The following is a 15,336-nucleotide window of genomic DNA, read 5'->3' on the forward strand; positions in this document are numbered from 1 at the left end:
GCGGGATGAGAGTCCTCTCATCGCGCTCTCACGGTCGCCCCACGATCGGGGAGGATGGTGCCCGCATGAAGACGGTCTGGAAGGTCCTGCTCGGGCTCGCCCTCGTCGTCCCGATGGGGGCGTACGTCGCGGGCTCGCTCGCCGCGTCCGCCTCGAGCGACCCCGAGCCGCGGCAGACGATCCAGATCCGCGAGCCCGAGCCCACCCGGTCTCCGACGTCCACCGCGACGCCGACCAGGACGCCGTCGCCGTCTCCGACACGGTCGGACGATGACGATGACGACGTCGAGGTGATCACGCCGTACGACGACCTCGAGGACGACCACGGCGGCGACCGCGACGACCGCGACGACCGGGGTGACCGGGGTGGCCGGGGTGACGATCACGGCGGCCACGGTCATGGCGGGGACGACCACAGCGGGCACGGTGGGCGTGGCGAGGACTAGCGTCTCGGTCCGCGTCCGGATCACCGCGACCGTGGCGCTGCTCCTGCTCGCCGGTCTGGTCGTGGCCGGCGCCGTGGTCTACACGATCGAGTCCCGCCGGGTGGACCAGCAGATCGCGACCCAGACCGACCAGGAGTTCGCCGAGCTCACGGCCCGTGCCCAGGAGGGCACCGCGGCAGGCGTCGGGCCGATGCTGCGGGACTTCCTGCAGAGCAAGGTGCCCGACGACAACGAGCTGCTGCTCACCTGGGAGGACGGTCGACCCACCGGGCAGTCGCCGGCGTGGAACGAGATCAGCGGCTCGGCCTGGATCCGCGACGTCGTCAACCCACTCGTCGACACCAACGGGAGCACCGAGGTCGACTCCGAGTTCGGCCGCCTCGGGGTGGATGTGCAGACCGTCCAGCAGGGCGACAGCCGCGGATCCCTGGTCGTCGTCACGTTCCTGGACCGCGCCCGCGACGGCCTGCACGAGACGATCCGCACCTACGCGATCGTCGCCGGGCTGGTCCTGCTGGTCGTCACCGCGACGGCGTTCTGGGTCTCGGGTCGACTGCTGTCGCCGCTCCGAGCGATGCGGCGCACGGCCGACGAGATCTCCGAGACCGACCTCTCCCGGCGTCTGCCGGTCACCGGCAACGACGACCTGACGGCGCTGACCCGGACCTTCAACGGCATGCTGGACCGGCTGGAGTCGGCGTTCGTCGGCCAGCGCGAGTTCCTCGACGACGCCGGCCACGAGCTCAAGACGCCGCTCACCGTGCTGCGCGGCCACCTCGAGCTGCTCGACACCGACAACCCGGACGACGTCGCCGAGACCCGGCTGCTGCTGCTCGACGAGATCGACCGGATGTCCCGCCTGGTCGGCGACCTGATCCTGCTCGCCAAGAGCGACCGGCCCGACTTCCTGCGCACCGAGCCAATGGACCTCGGCGGGCTGACCCTCGACCTGGTCGCCAAGGCGCGCGGGCTCGGCGACCGCGAGTGGGTCCTCGACGGCAGCGCCGACGCGAAGATCGTCGCCGACCAGCAGCGGCTGACCCAGGCCGTGCTCCAGCTGGCCGACAACGCGGTCAAGCACACCCGCGACGGCGACACCGTCGCGATCGGCTCGGCGGTCACCGACACGGAGGCCCGGCTGTGGGTCCGCGACACCGGTCCGGGCGTCCCGCCCGCGGACCGTGAGCTGATCTTTGAACGTTTCGGGCGCTCCGCCGTACCTCCTGGTGACGAGGGCTTCGGTCTGGGCCTCTCCATCGTCGGGGCCGTCGTGCGGGCGCACGGCGGGACCGTGGCGGTGGAGGACGCCACACCACCGGGCGCCCGGTTCGTCGTGACCCTGCCCAGGACCATGTCGAGAACCACGCTGGAGGACGAGTGGCCCGCATCCTGATCGTCGAGGACGAGGAACGCATCGCCGCGTTCGTGGCGAAGGGGCTGCGCGCCGACGGCCACCTGACCACCTGCGTGGGCAACGGCCGGCACGGGCTCGAGCACGCGCTGAGCGACGACTTCGACCTGATGGTGCTCGACATCGGGCTGCCCGGCCTCGACGGCTTCGAGGTGCTCGACCGGCTCCGCTCGCAGGGCTCCCAGCTCCCTGTCATCGTGCTCACCGCCCGCGACTCCGTCGGCGACACCGTGTCGGCGCTCGAGGGCGGCGCCGACGACTACATGCCCAAGCCGTTCCGCTTCGCCGAGCTGCTCGCCCGGATCCGGCTCCGGCTGCGCCAGCCCAGCGACGCCGGTCGCGCGCCCGGCGACGTCATGGAGTCCGGCGGCGTGCGGCTCGACGTACGCACCCGGCGCGCCGACGTCGAGGGCCGCCAGGTCGAGCTCTCGGCCCGTGAGTTCGCGCTCGCCGAGATGTTCATGGTCAACGCCGGCCAGGTGCTCTCCCGCGAGCAGCTGCTCGACCAGGTCTGGGGCATGGACTTCGACCCCGGCTCCAACGTCGTCGACGTGTACGTCGGCTACCTGCGCAAGAAGCTCGGACCCACCTCGATCGCGACGGTTCGCGGAATGGGCTACCGGTTCAACCGCTAGACCGCATACTGCTCCGGTGTCATCGACAGAACCGCGGCTCGGGCGTGGCTGGTACGCCTTCGGCGGCGTGGTGCGCCAGCTCTTCAGGGTCGTCCTGCTCCTCCAGCTGGCCTCGGTGGCCATCGCGGTCTGGGGCATCGGCACCTTCGACGCGTGGACGGCGACGACCGGCATCGCCGACGCGACCCAGCAGTACGACACGGTGAAGCGGGCCAGCGGCCGGCTCGGGCTGGCGGTGGAGCTGGTCGCCGGCCTGGCGCTCGCCGGCTGGCTCTACCGCGCGCACCGCAGCGACCGGGTCAGCTCCGAGTGGACCGAGCACTGGGCCGGCTGGACGTTCCTGGGCTGGGTCCCGCCGTTCTGCGTCTTCATGCCCTACGGCATCATCCGCGACCTCCGCCAGGGCGCACAGGGTGAGCCCGTGACCCGCTGGCCGGCCCTCGGCTGGTGGATGACGACCCTCGTCGTCGGCGCGTTCGTGAGCTGGCTGTCCGCCGCGATGTACGCCCAGGCCGACGGCCCGGGCGTCACCGTCGGCCAGCGGGCCGACTCCTACGCCTCGGGCGCCTGGATCGACCTGGTGAGCGGGCTGCTGCTGACCGTCTCGCTGCTGCTCCTGCTCCGGGTCCTCCGCACGGTGACCCGCGTCGTCACCGACTCCCCGTTCGGGGTCGCCGCCGAGGCCGTCACCCCATAAGCAACCAAAGGTTGCATTTAGGTCCCACCCGGTCTACCGTCATGTGCAACCAATAGTTGCACAACGGAAGCGGGAGACCCATGGAGTTCGCAAGCATCGAGCGTGAGATCCACGTCCAGGCCTCGCCCGAGGTGGTGTTCGAGGTGGTCAGCCGCCCGGAGCACCTCAAGGAGTGGTGGCCCGACGACATCAGCCTCGACTCGTCGGCGCCCGGCGCCTCGGGTGAGCTGATCTGGGGCGACGAGGCGAACCCGCGGGCCAACGTGGTCGCGATGACCGTCGTCGAGTCCGACCCGCCGCGGCGCTTCGCCTTCCGGTGGACCCACGCGACCGACGAGGAGGCCGAGGTCGGCAACTCGCTGCTCGTCGTCTTCGAGCTCACCCCGACCAGCTCCGGCACGTCGCTGCGGATGACCGAGACCGGCTTCCGCGAGATGGGCTGGGAGGCCGCGGTCCTCGAGGCGGCGTACGTCGACCACGTGCAGGGCTGGGACCACTTCATCCCGCGGCTGCGCACGTACGCCGACAGCCTGGTCGCGAGCTCGTGACCCCCACCGTCGGTCCGGCCATCGACGACGACCTCTGGTCGGCCGTCGGCGACCCGACCCGGCGCCGGATGCTCGACCTGCTGCTGGCCGGCGGTGCGGGCACGGCGACGTCGCTGAGCGAGCAGCTGCCGGTCACCCGGCAGGCGGTCGCCAAGCACCTCGGCGTGCTCGACCGGGTCGGGCTGGTGCACGCCACGCCGTACGGGCGGGAGAAGAGGTACCACGTGGACGACGAGCAGTTCGCGCGCGCCGTCGCGCAGCTCAGCGCGGTCGGGTCGGCCTGGGACGCCCGGCTGCAGCGCATCAAGCGGATCGCCGAGGCGATCGAGAACACCACCACGAAGGAAGAGAGGTAAGGCAATGGTCGACATCCTGCACCGCGTCGGCGTCGAGTCGAAGACGCCCGAGGAGGTCTACGAGGCGCTCACCACGGTCGACGGCTTGGCCGGCTGGTGGACCGACCAGACGACGGGCGACCCCGACGTCGGCGGCACCCTGGAGTTCCGGTTCATCCCCGGCGGCTTCGACATGGAGGTGGTCGAGCTGGAGCCCGCCAGGCGGGTGCACTGGCAGGTCGCCGACGGGCCGCCCGAGTGGGTCGGCACGCACGTCACCTTCGACCTCTCCGAGGTCGACGGCTACACGATCGTGCTGTTCAAGCACGAGGGCTGGGCCGAGCCCGGGGAGTTCATGCACCACTGCAGCACCAAGTGGGCGTCCTACCTGCTCAGCCTCAAGCAGCTGGTCGAGACCGGCGAGGGCGCTCCTGCCCCGCGCGACGTGATGATCAGCGACTGGCACTGAGCGCCGCTCGCCGGTCCCGGCGGCTCGGACGGTGACTCAGTCGTCCGAGTCGTCACCGTGGTCGTCATCGCCACCGTGGTGGTGACCGCGGTGGTCACCGTCGTCGCCGCCGCGACCGTGGCCACGGTGGTCACCGCGGCGTTCGCCGTGGTCGTCGCCGGCCTCGTGGTGGTGGCGGGCATCGTGGTGGCGACCATGATGGCGGTGGTGGCGGACACCCGGGTGGTCGTCAACGGCGTCGTGCTCAGTCCCGTCGTCGTCCGGGACCTCCGCCGAGGGCGTCGTCGTCGGCGTCGGAGCTGCACTGGCGCTGGCGCTGGACGACGGGGTGACCGGGTCGTCGGCGCCGTGGTCGGCCAGGGCAGCAGATCCCTGCCAGGTGACCAGGGCCGCCGTTGCCAGGCCGGCTCCCGCGAGCAGAGGGGTCCTCGTGAGCTTGTTCATCGTGTCTCCTCGTCATCGTGGTTGCTACGACGACGACCCTTCCGGGGCGCGGTGAGGTGACGATGAGCCCCCGATGAGGGAGCTCTCACCCGCGGGTGCTCAGCGGCGCCAGGCGACGATGCGACGCGTGGGGGCGTCGGCCTCCGGGGACTCGGTCTGCTCCCACACCCGGCGCCACTGGGCGACCTGCGGCCCGGACGGGTCCGGTACGGCGCCCGCGGCGACCCGCTTGCGGGCCTCCCACCAGGTCGACCGGTCCTCGTCGAGCAGCGCGGCCACGGCGTCCTTGATCCGCGGCGCGAAGTCGCGCACGGACTCGTCGGGACCGGCGACCAGCGGCTCGCCGAAGCGGATCGTCAGCTGCCGGCGTCCCTTCGACGGCCAGCCCTGGCCGCGCGGCATCGCGGCGAAGGTCCCCCGGTGCGCGACCGGCACGACCGGCACGCCGTACTCCTTGGCGAGGAAGGCGGCGCCCATCCGGAACTTGCCCATCCAGCCGTCCGTCGAGCGGGTGCCCTCCGGGAAGATCACCAGGCTCCACCCGTCGGCGAGCACCTCGCCGGGCGTCGCGGCCATGGTGCCGCCGCGGCGGTCGATCGGGAACGTGTTGAAGAAGAGCGACGACCCGACCGCCCGCCACCAGGTGTCGAAGAAGTAGTCGGCGGCCGCCGCCACCGCCGTACGCCGGCGCCACTCGTCGGGCAGCGACAGCAGGATCAGCGGGGTGTCGAGGTGCGAGGCGTGGTTGGCCACGAAGATCACCGGGCCCTCGACCCGGTCCAGGACGTCGAGGCCCTCGACGCGGGTCCGGCTCACCGAGCGGAAGAGCGGCTGCAGGCCCCCCTTCTGCGCCACCTCGCGCGCCGCGATCGCGGGCTTGCGGCGCGACCAGTCGCTCGGGAAGACCGTCGACCTCGCCGGCAGCACGAACTCCTCCGCCGAGCGCGGCACCTGCGAGCGCCGGCCCCAGCGCCAGCCGCGGGCTACCTGGCGGACGTCGTCGGCCGACTCCTTGAGGAAGCTCATCGAACGTGCGCCAGCAGGTGCGGCGGGTTGTGGAGGTAGGTGATCGACGGCGAGGTGCCGACCGTGCCGGACGCCATCTCCAGCGCGTCGGCCAGGGTCGAGGCCGCGCGGAAGCCGAGCCGGGAGGCGACCTTGCGGTCGGCGCCGACCCAGATGACCTCGTCGACGTGGTCCATCGCGTGCGCCGCCCAGTACCACATGTAGAACGGGTGGACGCCGTGGTAGGCGTGTGAGGTCCGGTAGAGGTGGCGGTACCAGGGGTCCTCGGCGAACTGCTGCTCGTACTTCTCCCCCACCACCGCCGGGTCGGTCGACTCCGCGAGGACCTCCTCGTAGAAGTCGACGTACGACGGGTGGTGCAGCTGGTTGAAGCCCTCGTTGAGCGGGTGGTAGAGGATCACCGCGCCGCCCTTCCGGACGACGGGCTGGCCGAGGTAGGAGTTGAAGTAGTAGCCGAGGCCCATGCAGGTGGCCAGGATCGGGTTCAGCGACGAGTTCACGTTGTAGGGACCGACGTACGGGATCCCCATCACGAGCACGTCGGACTGGCCCTGCACCTCGACGAGCTGCTGCTGGTGCACCTTCTCGAGCGTCTTGGTGTGCACCGCCTCGACCTCGCCGGCGTTGACGCCGGTGAGCCCGTAGACCGAGCGCAGGTCGTGGAACATCTTGTGCTTGAGCTTCGCCGGCGCGACCGAGAGCCCGCGGCGCATGCCGAGCATGGTGGCCTGGTCCTTGACCGACCACTCCCACTCGCGCTTCTGCAGGAAGTCGTAGGGCTTCGGGAAGATGTCGTTGTTGAGCGTCGTCTCGATCTGGAAGACCTTGACGGTGTCCTTGATGACGCGCCCCATCCGCCACGCGGAGTGGTGCATCGCCGAGTGCTTGTGGTCCATGAAGGACCGCGACTGCACCATCGTCTTGGCGTTGTGGTGGTGGCGCAGCGACTTGTACGACGCGAGCCCGATGCCGACCGACTTGTGGCCGCCGTCCATGGCGACCAGGTTCACGTTGACGTAGACGAGCAGGTCGGACTCCGCGGCCCGCTTGCTGATCTCGATGTCCTCGCCCTTGTCGGTGGTGCCGAGGTGGGAGAGGTTGTCGCGGTCCTCCGCGTCGAAGTTGTAGAGCTTGCCCTGCGGGTAGAACGAGCGGAAGACCCGCTCCCCCACGATGTGCTTGAGCTCGGCCGCCGTCATCCGGCGGTGCAGCGCGTTGGCCGCGATCAGCTCGACGTCGTCGACGCCGGCGTCGGCCGCCATCGTCAGCACGTGCTCGATGATCCGGCCCCGGATGTCGGGCGCACGCATCGACGGCAGCGGCAGCGACAGGTCGTCGAAGGCGATCGTCAGCTTCATGCCCGCGAACAGCAGCTCGGGCAGCGGGTCCATGTCCTGCGGGTGCAGCAGCGCGTCGCGGATCGCCTGGTCGACGTCCGGCACCGCCGGCAGCGACTCGGGCGGGTAGACGACGCGGGTGCCCAGCGGGAAGCTCTCCAGCCGGAAGCCGAGGCCCTCGTGGACGATCAGCGGCGGGGTGCGGTCGTCGACGTCGAGGACGAAACCGGGGCGACTCATCGTGTGCTCCTGGGGTCGAAGGCCACCTTGACCGTGCCGAGACGGCCGGCCGAGTGGGCGTGGTCGAGCGCTTCGCGCCAACGGTGCAACGGGTAGGTCGCGACGTTCTTGGCGAGCTGTTGGACGGCGTCGGTCGCGGCCAGGTCGGTCGCGATCCGGAAGGACTCCTCGGACTGGGCCGACGCGTAGGTGCCGACGACCTCGAGCTCGCGGAACCAGGCGGCGGACATGTCGGCAGCGGCCGGCATCCCGGAGAGGACGACCCGGCCGCCGGCGCGGGTCGCGTTCAGCGAGGTCTCCAGCGACTGCTTGCTGCCGACGGCGTCGACGGCGACGTCCACGCCGCCCAGCAGGTACGGCGCGGAGTACTGCGGCTTGAGCTGGAAGGCGCCCGTGGACCGGCGCACCCGGCGCAGCACCTCACCGGGCGCCACCACCTCGGTCGCGCCGAACTCGCGGGCGAGCTCCTTCTGGTGGCCGTGCTTCGCGACCACGATGATCTCGCCGGCACCGGTGAGCTGGCGCAGCGCGAGCGTCGCGAAGAGCCCGACCGACCCGGCACCGCTGACGAGCACGCGGTCGTTGCTGGTGATGCCCGCGCGGAGCGCGGTGTGGACCGCGCACGCGAGCGGCTCGATCAGGATCGCCTGCTCGTCGGAGAAGCCCTCGGGCACCGGGTGCAGCTGGCTGCGGTGCGCCGCGAGCTGCTGGCCCCACCCGCCACCGGTGTCCTTGCAGAAGCCGGTCTGCAGGCCGGGCGACAGGTGGCCCACGGTGATCCGCGAGCAGCGGTTGGTCGCGCCGGTCGCGCAGGACTCGCAGGGCTCGACACCGCGGGCCGCGCAGGTCAGCACCGGGTCGACGACGACGCGGGTGCCGGCCGGCAGGTCCTCGCAGTCGTCGAGCAGCTCGGCGACGACCTCGTGGCCGGGCACGAACGGCAGCGAGACCACGGCCGAGAAGTAGAGGCTGGTCTTGCCGGACAGCATCCCGAGGTCGGAGCCGCAGATCCCTGACAGCCGGGTGCGCAGCCGCGCCCAGCCCGGGCGGTCCAGGCGCGGCTCCTGGATCGTGACGAGCCGCAGCGGTGCGGCGTACCCGGAGAGGATGCCGGGCATCCGGCCGCCGATCGCCTTGCCGGCCATGGTCCGCGGCACGGACCGGAACATCTCCAGCGCGAGCATCATGCGCGACCACCTGCCGGGTTGAGGGTGCGGGTGTTCGAGCTCGAGCTCTGCCAGTCGACGATCGTCCACCGCGCCTTGCGCGCATGCCGGAACAGCGGCACGTCGGGGCGTACGGCGACCGGGCGGCCGACCGCCTCGAGCAGCGGCAGGTCGGAGTGCGAGTCGGCATAGCCGTACGACGAGGCGAGGTCGATGCCCTCGTCGACGGCGTACTGCCGCATCCACGCGGCGCGCGACTCCCCCACGAGCGGCGAGGACGCGAGGTAGCCGGTGCAGACCCCGCGGCCGTCGACCTCCAGCTCGGCGGCCTCGATGTGGTCGAAGAGCGGGATCAGCGGCCGGGTGAGCGGCCGGATCGCGCCGGTGATGAGGATCGTGCGGTGGCCGGCGGCACGGTGCTCGCGGATCTTGCGCACCGCCGCCGGCGAGAGCCGGGTGAGCACGTGGTCGGTGAGGTGCTCGTCGGCGATCTCGTCGAGCTCGGCGAGCCGCGCGCCCTCGTACTCGCGGTAGACCGAGCGGAGGAAGGCGCTGCGCTCGCGGCGCTCGGCCTGCACCAGGCTCGGCACCTTGGCCGCGATCCGGCTGAGCTCGCCGAAGCGCTCCGCACCCGAGAGCTCCTGCAGGCGCAGCCACAGGTAGGTCTCGATGACGTTCGAGGAGAGCAGCGTGCCGTCCATGTCGAAGAACGCGGCGACGCCGGGCTTCTCGACCATCGCCTTCGGCGTCGAGGCGGCGGGCCGCCGGCGAGCGGCGCGTACCTCGTCGAGGCGGCGGATCGGGGCGGTGACGGCCGGGCAGTGGATGTCCTGGAGGTAGACCTTCCAGTCGACGACGGCCGTGTCGAAGGCGAACGTCCGCTGGTCCTCCTCGGACAGGGACCGCAGGAGCGCCAGGGTGTTGGTGTCGGAGAAGCGCAGCTCCGCCTGGGCGTACTCCTGGTAGAGCCCCATGTAGCGCCGCAGGAACTCCAGCCGCCGGCCCTGCTGGTCGAGCTTGCGCGCCAGGTCGCGGGTGCGGTCGCTGCGCGGCGCGTGACCGATGACGTAGTCGGCCACCTTGAAGGCGCGCTCGCTGGTGCTGAGCAGCCGCTCCACGGACTGCGAGCCCGGGAAGCGCCACTCGGGCAGGCGGGTCGCGCCGCGGTCGCCCGAGATGAACGGGTGGGCGTCGAAGTAGGCGCGCACGTTCTCGTACAGCGTGCGGAAGGTCAGCGGGTTGCGGTCGCCCGACGAGACGTGGAAGTACGCCGGGGCGCCGACCTCGGGCGGGTGCGCCAGCACCGCGACGATCGCGGCCACGACGTGGTCGACCGGGACGACGTCGACGGTCGTGTCGGCGGCGCCGGGCATCTCGGGCAGCTCGCCGCGACCGTAGGCCAGGATCAGCGGCTCCATCATCTTGAAGCCCTCGATCCAGCCCGGGTAGGGCTTCACGAGCGCCGACTCGATGATGCTCGGCCGCACGATCGAGACGCGGTGGGTCTGCGCGTGCTGCTCGACGATCCGCTCGCCGAGCGCCTTGGTGAAGGTGTAGCAGTCGGTCCAGCCGAGGCTGCGGGCCCGCTCGGTGCCGATCCGGACCAGCTCGTCCTTCACCCACTGCTTGCGGGCTTCCTCGGTCGCGTTGGCCGCGGTCAGCAGGCCGGCCCGGCTGTGCTCCTTCTCGGCCTTCTTGCGCTCCGCGGTGAGCACCTCGGTGCCGCGCGAGCGGTGCTCGATGGCCTCTCGCTGGCCGAGTCCCCAGGCGAGCTCGGCCTCGAGGTCGACGACCTGCGGCACCGGGCCCTCGGGGATGCTGCCGCGGCGCCGGCCGGCGACGTACGCCGTCGAGATGTGCACGTAGTGGAGGTCCGGCCCGGCCTCGGCCACCCGCTCGAGCAGCTGACGGGCACCGAGGACGTTGGTGCGGAAGCCCTCGTCGACCGGCGGGTCGAACGAGACGTCGCCCGCGCAGTGCACGACAGCGTCCAGGTCGGTGGGCAGCGCCGGGGCGTCGTACAGGTCGCCCTCGAGCACCGCGACCCGCGCCGCCATCAGCTCCTCGACGCCACCCGCGGCCTCGACGACATCGGCGAAGGCAGGTTTCTTGAGGAGCGCGGCGGTCCGCGCCGTGCCGCTCGTCGAGCCCTTTCCGCGCACCAGCACGGTCGTCCGGACGCCCGGCACCTCGGCGAGCATGAGCAGCAGCAGCGCCTCGCCGACGAAGCCGGTGACGCCGGTCAGCAGGACGTGCTGGCCGTCGAGCCGCTCCGAGATCGAGCCCTCAGCCCCGGGCATCAGCCGCGCTTCTCCTGGACCTTCTTCTTGACGAAGATCAGCGGGAGGATGAGCACCCCGAGCAGCGAGACGATCCAGACGATCACCATCGCCTCGATCCAGGTCGCTCCGCCGGAGATGTTGAAGTTCGCGTCGTCGACCACCAGGTCGGTGACGATCAGGCCGACCAGCGTCGCGACCAGCGCCACTCCACCACGCAGCGCCGACGCCTTGCTCAGCGCCATCTGTGTGAGGAACGGCTGCGCGAGCGCGTAGACGACCGTGAAGACCAGGACCGCGACGACGAAGCCGGTCGTCGAGACCTCGAAGCCGTCGAGGACGGCGGCCGCCGCGACGAACCCGAGGGCGTTCGCCGCCAGCTGGATGACGAAGCTGATCAACAACCGGATCATGGCGAAAACCTACTACTCCTCGGGGTCAGAGGTGTTTCAGCGCCTCACGTCGTGAGAGGCCGGACATCCGCTCCCCGTGCCGGGCCACCTCGGAGCGCACCCAGCCGGGGTCGCTGCGCGCGTAGTCGCGCAGCGCCCAGCCGATCGCCTTGCGCAGCCAGAAGGTCGGGTCGTCGATGTTCGTGTCGATCGCGTGGACCAGCAGGTCGAGGTCCGTGTCCGCGCGCAGGCCGAGCTGGCAGATCACCGCCGTACGCCGGATCCACAGGTCGTCGTCGCCCGCCCAGGCCCACAGCACCGGTGTCATCTCCGTGCGGTGCGCGACCAGCGTCGGTCGCACCAGGTGCTCCGCGGTCTCGTCGACCAGGTCCCACCAGGCGCCCGTGACGACGAGGTGCCGGAAGAGCGGCACCGACTCCGGCGCCAGCCACGGCTTCGCGCTCCGGTGGCGCGCGATCGCGAGCGCGGCGTACCGCTCCTCGCGGTGCGTCGCCTCGTCCCACAGGGTCCGCACCTCCGCCTCCCACGTCGTCCGGTCGGTCGGCCGGTACGACGCGAGCAGCGGCCGCAGCAGCGCCTTGAGCTCCGGCGCCGCGAAGCCCCGGTAGGGCAGCTCCGACTTCATGTAGCGCTGCTGCTGGGCCGCCTTCTCCGGGTCGCCGCCGGACGCGAGCGCGGACCGGACGGCATCGACGATCTCCACCGTCACATCATCAGGCCGTCGACGATCAGCAGCACACCGAAGAGCACGAAGAGCGCGGCCGCGCCGTACTTGATGACCTTCTCGGGCAGCCGCTTGCCGAGCACCGCACCGACCACGATGGCGAGCGCGTCCGCGGCGACCATGCCGACGGTGCTGCCGATCCAGGTGCCGAGCCAGCCCTCCTGGGTGGCCAGGGTGATCGTCGCGAGCATCGTCTTGTCACCGAGCTCGGCGAGGAAGAACGCGAGTCCGACGGCGAGGATCGCCGCACCCTGGCTGGTGCGGGCCTTGTCGGCCTCCTCGTCGGTGAGCTCGTCGCCGCGCAGCGTCCACGCGCCGAAGCCGAGGAACGCGACGCCCGCGATCACCGAGATCGCGCCCTGGTAGTCGGCGAACGCGTCGCCGATGAAGTAGCCGATGCCGACCGAGGCCAGGTGGACCAGTGCGGTGGCGGCGGTGATGCCGATGAGCACGTCGCGGACCCGGTAGCGGGCAGCGAACGTCATCGCCATCAGCTGGGACTTGTCACCGAGCTCCGCCACGAAGATGACGGCGGTGCTGAGCAGGAAGGCGTACATGGGTTCCTCTCCGGCCCGGCCGGAGATCACGCCCTGTCACACCTGGACGCGCCTTCGACCAGGCACGTCCTCGGATGAGCAGGGCGTGGTGCTGGTCGAAAGTCTCGTCCGCCACCCGTCGTACGTCGGTGGCCGGCTGCACCGGGCTCCGAAGAACCGAGCCAGTGTGTCGATGCAGCTGTTGGGGACTACTCCCTTTCACTTTCAACCATATCGGTCGAAGGCGAGCGAGCACGAATCGGTGGGCGCAGAGGGGATCGAACCCCCGACCACCTCGTTGTAAGCGAGGGGCTCTACCGCTGAGCTATACGCCCTGGAGCGCGCACAGACTACGCAGGAACCCGCTCGGAAATGAAGTCGAGCCGCAGGCGTCTCGGGTCACCTGCGGCTCAACGACGACGAGAGTAGAGCCAGCGGGGTGACGTTGTCTCCGGAACGTCGACTCGGTCTAGACAGCGACTCAGACGGCGGCGGCGAGCTGGCGCAGGTGCTCGTCGAGGTCGCGGCCCTCGGGCATCGCGTTGTGGACGGCCCACCGCACCAGGCCCTGCTTGTCGACGACGTACGACGAGCGCCGCGGGCAGCCCTTGGCCTCGTCGAAGACCTCGAAGGCGCGGGACACCTCGCCGTGCGGCCAGAAGTCGGAGAGCAGCGGGAAGTTCAGCCCGTCCTGGTCGGCGAAGGCGCGCAGCGCGTAGACCGGGTCGCAGGAGATCGCGAGCACCTCGGTGTCGAAGGTGAGGAACTCGTCGAGCCGGTCGCGGACCCCGGCCATCTCGCCCGTGCAGACACCGGAGAACGCGTAGGGGTAGAAGAGGATCGCGACGGCCTTCTTGTCCCGGTACGACGAGAGGGAGACGTCCTGGCCGAACTGGTCACGCAGCATGAAGTCGGGCGCAGGTCCGCCGAGCTCGAGTCCGGTCATGCCCGAATCCTGTCACCCGGTCCCGACACCCCTTCAATCGGCGGAGAGGTCGCGCTTGAGCACCTTGCCGGTCGCGTTGCGGGGCAGCTCCTCGATGAAGACGATCTCGCGCGGCACCTTGAAGCGCGCCAGGTTGTCCTTCACGTGGCCCTTGAGCTCGTCCTCGCTGACCGAGCCCGTGACGACGACGTACGCCCGCAGCCGCTTGCCGAAGTCCGCGTCGTCGACGCCCACCGCGGCCACCTCCACGACGGCTGGGTGGCGCATCAGGGTGTCCTCGACCTCCTTGGGGAAGACGTTCTCGCCGCCGGAGACGATCATCTCGTCGTCGCGACCCTCGACGTGCAGCCGCCCGTCCTCGTCGAAGCGCCCGACGTCACCCGTGGACATCAGCCCGTCGACGACCTCCTTGTGACCGCCGCCCGTGTAGCCCTCGAAGAGCAGGCCGTTGCCGACGAAGATCCGCCCGGTCTCCCCCGGCGGCAGCTCACGGCCCTCGGGGTCGAGGATCTTCACGATGGTCGCGTACGGCGGCTTGCCGGCGGCGGCCGGCGCGGCCCGCAGGTCCTCGGGGGTCGCGATCGACGCGTAGGCGACCTCGGTCGAGCCGTACATGTTGTAGAGGTGGTCGCCGAACTGGTCCATCCACTCGAGCGCCAGGTCGCCCGGCAGCGCGGAGCCCGACGAGGCGACGACCTGCACGTGCGACAGGTCGTGGCCCGCGAGCTTCTCCTCGGGCAGCGCCATGATCCGCTGCAGCATCACCGGGATCACCACGACGGAGTCGCAGCGCTCGGACTCGATGACCGAGAGGCAGGCCTCGGGGTCGAACCTGCGGCGCAGCACCATCGTCGAGCCGAGCAGCATCGCCAGTGCCAGGTGGGCGAAGCCCCAGGTGTGGAAGAGCGGCGCCGCGATGTGTGTGCGCCAGCCGTAGTGCAGCGGCATCCGCGAGAGCAGCGAGACCGCCGCCTCGACACCGGCCTCGCTGCGCGGCGCGCCCTTCGGCGTACCCGTCGTGCCGGAGGTCAGGATCACGATCCGGCCGTTGCGGCCGGCGGGCTCCAGGTCGTCGTCGGGCCGCGACTCGATGAGCGACTCGATGGTCGCCCCGTCGGTGGGGTGGTCGACCCAGGCCAGCACCCGCTCGGCGACGTCGGCGCCGGCGAGCAGGTCGGTGAACTCCTGGTCGTGGACGACGACGCGCGGCTTCTCGCGCTCGATGACGTCGACGAGCTGCGGGCCGGCGAACGCGGTGTTGAGGTAGAGGATGTCGGCGCCGAGCTTGGCGGTCGCGATGCTCACGTCGACGAAGCCGCGGTGGTTGCGGCACATCACGGCCACCCCGTCGCCGGCGGAGACGCCGAGATCGGCGAGCGCCCGGGCCAGCGCGTTGGAGCGGCGGTGCACCTCGTCGTACGTCAGGGAGCCGAGCTCGTCGATGATCGCCGTCCGGTGCGGGTCGAGGAGGGCGGCGGCGGTGAACCCGCCCGCCGGCCCGACGCCCCAGGACCGCAGTGCCCGGGCCGCCTTGGCGAGCGCCAGCGGGTTGCGCGGGCGGATCACGCCCGCACGGCCGAGCACCTTCAACGTCGTCCCGCCGGCGTCGAGACCAGCGCGGACCTTCGGGATCACGGGCACGTAGCAACCTTCCAAGCCGGGTGTCGGGACGAGGTCCCAACGA

Annotated in this window: 17 protein-coding genes and 1 tRNA gene; 7 read left to right on the forward strand and 11 right to left on the reverse strand. The window is 71.1% G+C overall.

Annotated elements, in window-relative coordinates; all coding sequences use genetic code 11:
- Nucleotides 1-65: 65 nt before the first annotated feature.
- From ACFPYL_RS19270 to ACFPYL_RS19300, 7 genes are all read left to right on the forward strand, one after another.
- Nucleotides 66-446 carry a hypothetical protein gene (locus ACFPYL_RS19270; protein WP_379158053.1) on the forward strand — a complete coding sequence of 127 codons (381 nt, stop codon included), beginning with the start codon at nt 66-68 and terminating at the stop codon, nt 444-446.
- Entirely contained in the window at nt 433-1,839 is a 1,407-nt protein-coding gene (locus tag ACFPYL_RS19275; RefSeq protein ID WP_379158056.1) for a sensor histidine kinase, read from the forward strand. The genes ACFPYL_RS19270 and ACFPYL_RS19275 overlap by 14 nt, the downstream gene beginning before the upstream one ends.
- Nucleotides 1,824-2,492, forward strand: a complete 669-nt coding sequence (locus ACFPYL_RS19280; protein WP_379158059.1) for a response regulator transcription factor — start codon at nt 1,824-1,826, stop codon at nt 2,490-2,492. Before ACFPYL_RS19275 ends, ACFPYL_RS19280 begins: the two co-directional genes overlap by 16 nt.
- A gap of 16 nt (nt 2,493-2,508) precedes the next feature.
- Entirely contained in the window at nt 2,509-3,189 is a 681-nt protein-coding gene (locus ACFPYL_RS19285) for a DUF4328 domain-containing protein (protein WP_379158062.1), read from the forward strand.
- Nucleotides 3,190-3,269: 80 nt separating this feature from the next.
- Nucleotides 3,270-3,737: an SRPBCC family protein gene (locus ACFPYL_RS19290; RefSeq protein WP_379158065.1), complete on the forward strand. Its 468-nt coding sequence runs from the start codon at nt 3,270-3,272 to the stop codon at nt 3,735-3,737.
- On the forward strand, nt 3,734-4,093 hold the full coding sequence (locus ACFPYL_RS19295) for an ArsR/SmtB family transcription factor (protein ID WP_379158068.1): 360 nt from the start codon (nt 3,734-3,736) through the stop codon (nt 4,091-4,093). The genes ACFPYL_RS19290 and ACFPYL_RS19295 overlap by 4 nt, the downstream gene beginning before the upstream one ends.
- Nucleotides 4,094-4,097: 4 nt before the next feature.
- Nucleotides 4,098-4,541, forward strand: coding sequence for an SRPBCC family protein (locus ACFPYL_RS19300; RefSeq protein ID WP_379158070.1), 444 nt, complete (start codon nt 4,098-4,100; stop codon nt 4,539-4,541).
- Nucleotides 4,542-4,577: 36 nt separating this feature from the next.
- On the opposite strand, the gene ACFPYL_RS19305 is transcribed toward ACFPYL_RS19300, so the two are convergent.
- The 11 genes from ACFPYL_RS19305 to ACFPYL_RS19355 all read right to left on the reverse strand — a co-directional run bounded on the left by ACFPYL_RS19305 (nt 4,578) and on the right by ACFPYL_RS19355 (nt 15,293).
- Complete coding sequence (locus tag ACFPYL_RS19305; RefSeq protein ID WP_379158072.1) at nt 4,578-4,985, reverse strand: hypothetical protein; 408 nt, start codon at nt 4,983-4,985, stop codon at nt 4,578-4,580.
- Between the two features lie 99 nt (nt 4,986-5,084).
- Complete coding sequence (locus tag ACFPYL_RS19310; RefSeq protein WP_379158075.1) at nt 5,085-6,011, reverse strand: lysophospholipid acyltransferase family protein; 927 nt, start codon at nt 6,009-6,011, stop codon at nt 5,085-5,087.
- Entirely contained in the window at nt 6,008-7,588 is a 1,581-nt protein-coding gene (locus ACFPYL_RS19315) for a lactate racemase domain-containing protein (RefSeq protein WP_379158078.1), read from the reverse strand. Before ACFPYL_RS19315 ends, ACFPYL_RS19310 begins: the two co-directional genes overlap by 4 nt.
- The gene (locus ACFPYL_RS19320; protein ID WP_379158167.1) at nt 7,585-8,772 is read right to left on the reverse strand and encodes a zinc-dependent alcohol dehydrogenase; all 1,188 of its coding nucleotides are present in this window, start codon (nt 8,770-8,772) and stop codon (nt 7,585-7,587) included. The genes ACFPYL_RS19315 and ACFPYL_RS19320 overlap by 4 nt, the downstream gene beginning before the upstream one ends.
- A complete protein-coding gene (locus ACFPYL_RS19325; RefSeq protein WP_379158081.1) occupies nt 8,772-11,054 on the reverse strand; it encodes an HAD-IB family phosphatase in 2,283 nt (760 codons plus the stop codon). Before ACFPYL_RS19325 ends, ACFPYL_RS19320 begins: the two co-directional genes overlap by 1 nt.
- Nucleotides 11,054-11,446, reverse strand: coding sequence for a phage holin family protein (locus tag ACFPYL_RS19330; RefSeq protein ID WP_379158084.1), 393 nt, complete (start codon nt 11,444-11,446; stop codon nt 11,054-11,056). The genes ACFPYL_RS19325 and ACFPYL_RS19330 overlap by 1 nt, the downstream gene beginning before the upstream one ends.
- Nucleotides 11,447-11,471: 25 nt before the next feature.
- Entirely contained in the window at nt 11,472-12,149 is a 678-nt protein-coding gene (locus ACFPYL_RS19335) for a DNA alkylation repair protein (protein WP_379158087.1), read from the reverse strand.
- Between the two features lie 2 nt (nt 12,150-12,151).
- The gene (locus ACFPYL_RS19340) at nt 12,152-12,727 is read right to left on the reverse strand and encodes a TMEM165/GDT1 family protein (RefSeq protein ID WP_379158090.1); all 576 of its coding nucleotides are present in this window, start codon (nt 12,725-12,727) and stop codon (nt 12,152-12,154) included.
- Between the two features lie 242 nt (nt 12,728-12,969).
- Nucleotides 12,970-13,041 (reverse strand) — tRNA-Val (locus tag ACFPYL_RS19345).
- A gap of 146 nt (nt 13,042-13,187) precedes the next feature.
- Nucleotides 13,188-13,652 carry a peroxiredoxin gene (locus ACFPYL_RS19350; RefSeq protein WP_379158093.1) on the reverse strand — a complete coding sequence of 155 codons (465 nt, stop codon included), beginning with the start codon at nt 13,650-13,652 and terminating at the stop codon, nt 13,188-13,190.
- 33 nt (nt 13,653-13,685) lie between these two features.
- A complete protein-coding gene (locus ACFPYL_RS19355; protein ID WP_379158096.1) occupies nt 13,686-15,293 on the reverse strand; it encodes an AMP-binding protein in 1,608 nt (535 codons plus the stop codon).
- Nucleotides 15,294-15,336 lie beyond the last annotated feature (43 nt).

This window comes from Nocardioides hankookensis (assembly GCF_042658885.1).
Taxonomy (GTDB): domain Bacteria; phylum Actinomycetota; class Actinomycetes; order Propionibacteriales; family Nocardioidaceae; genus Nocardioides; species Nocardioides hankookensis.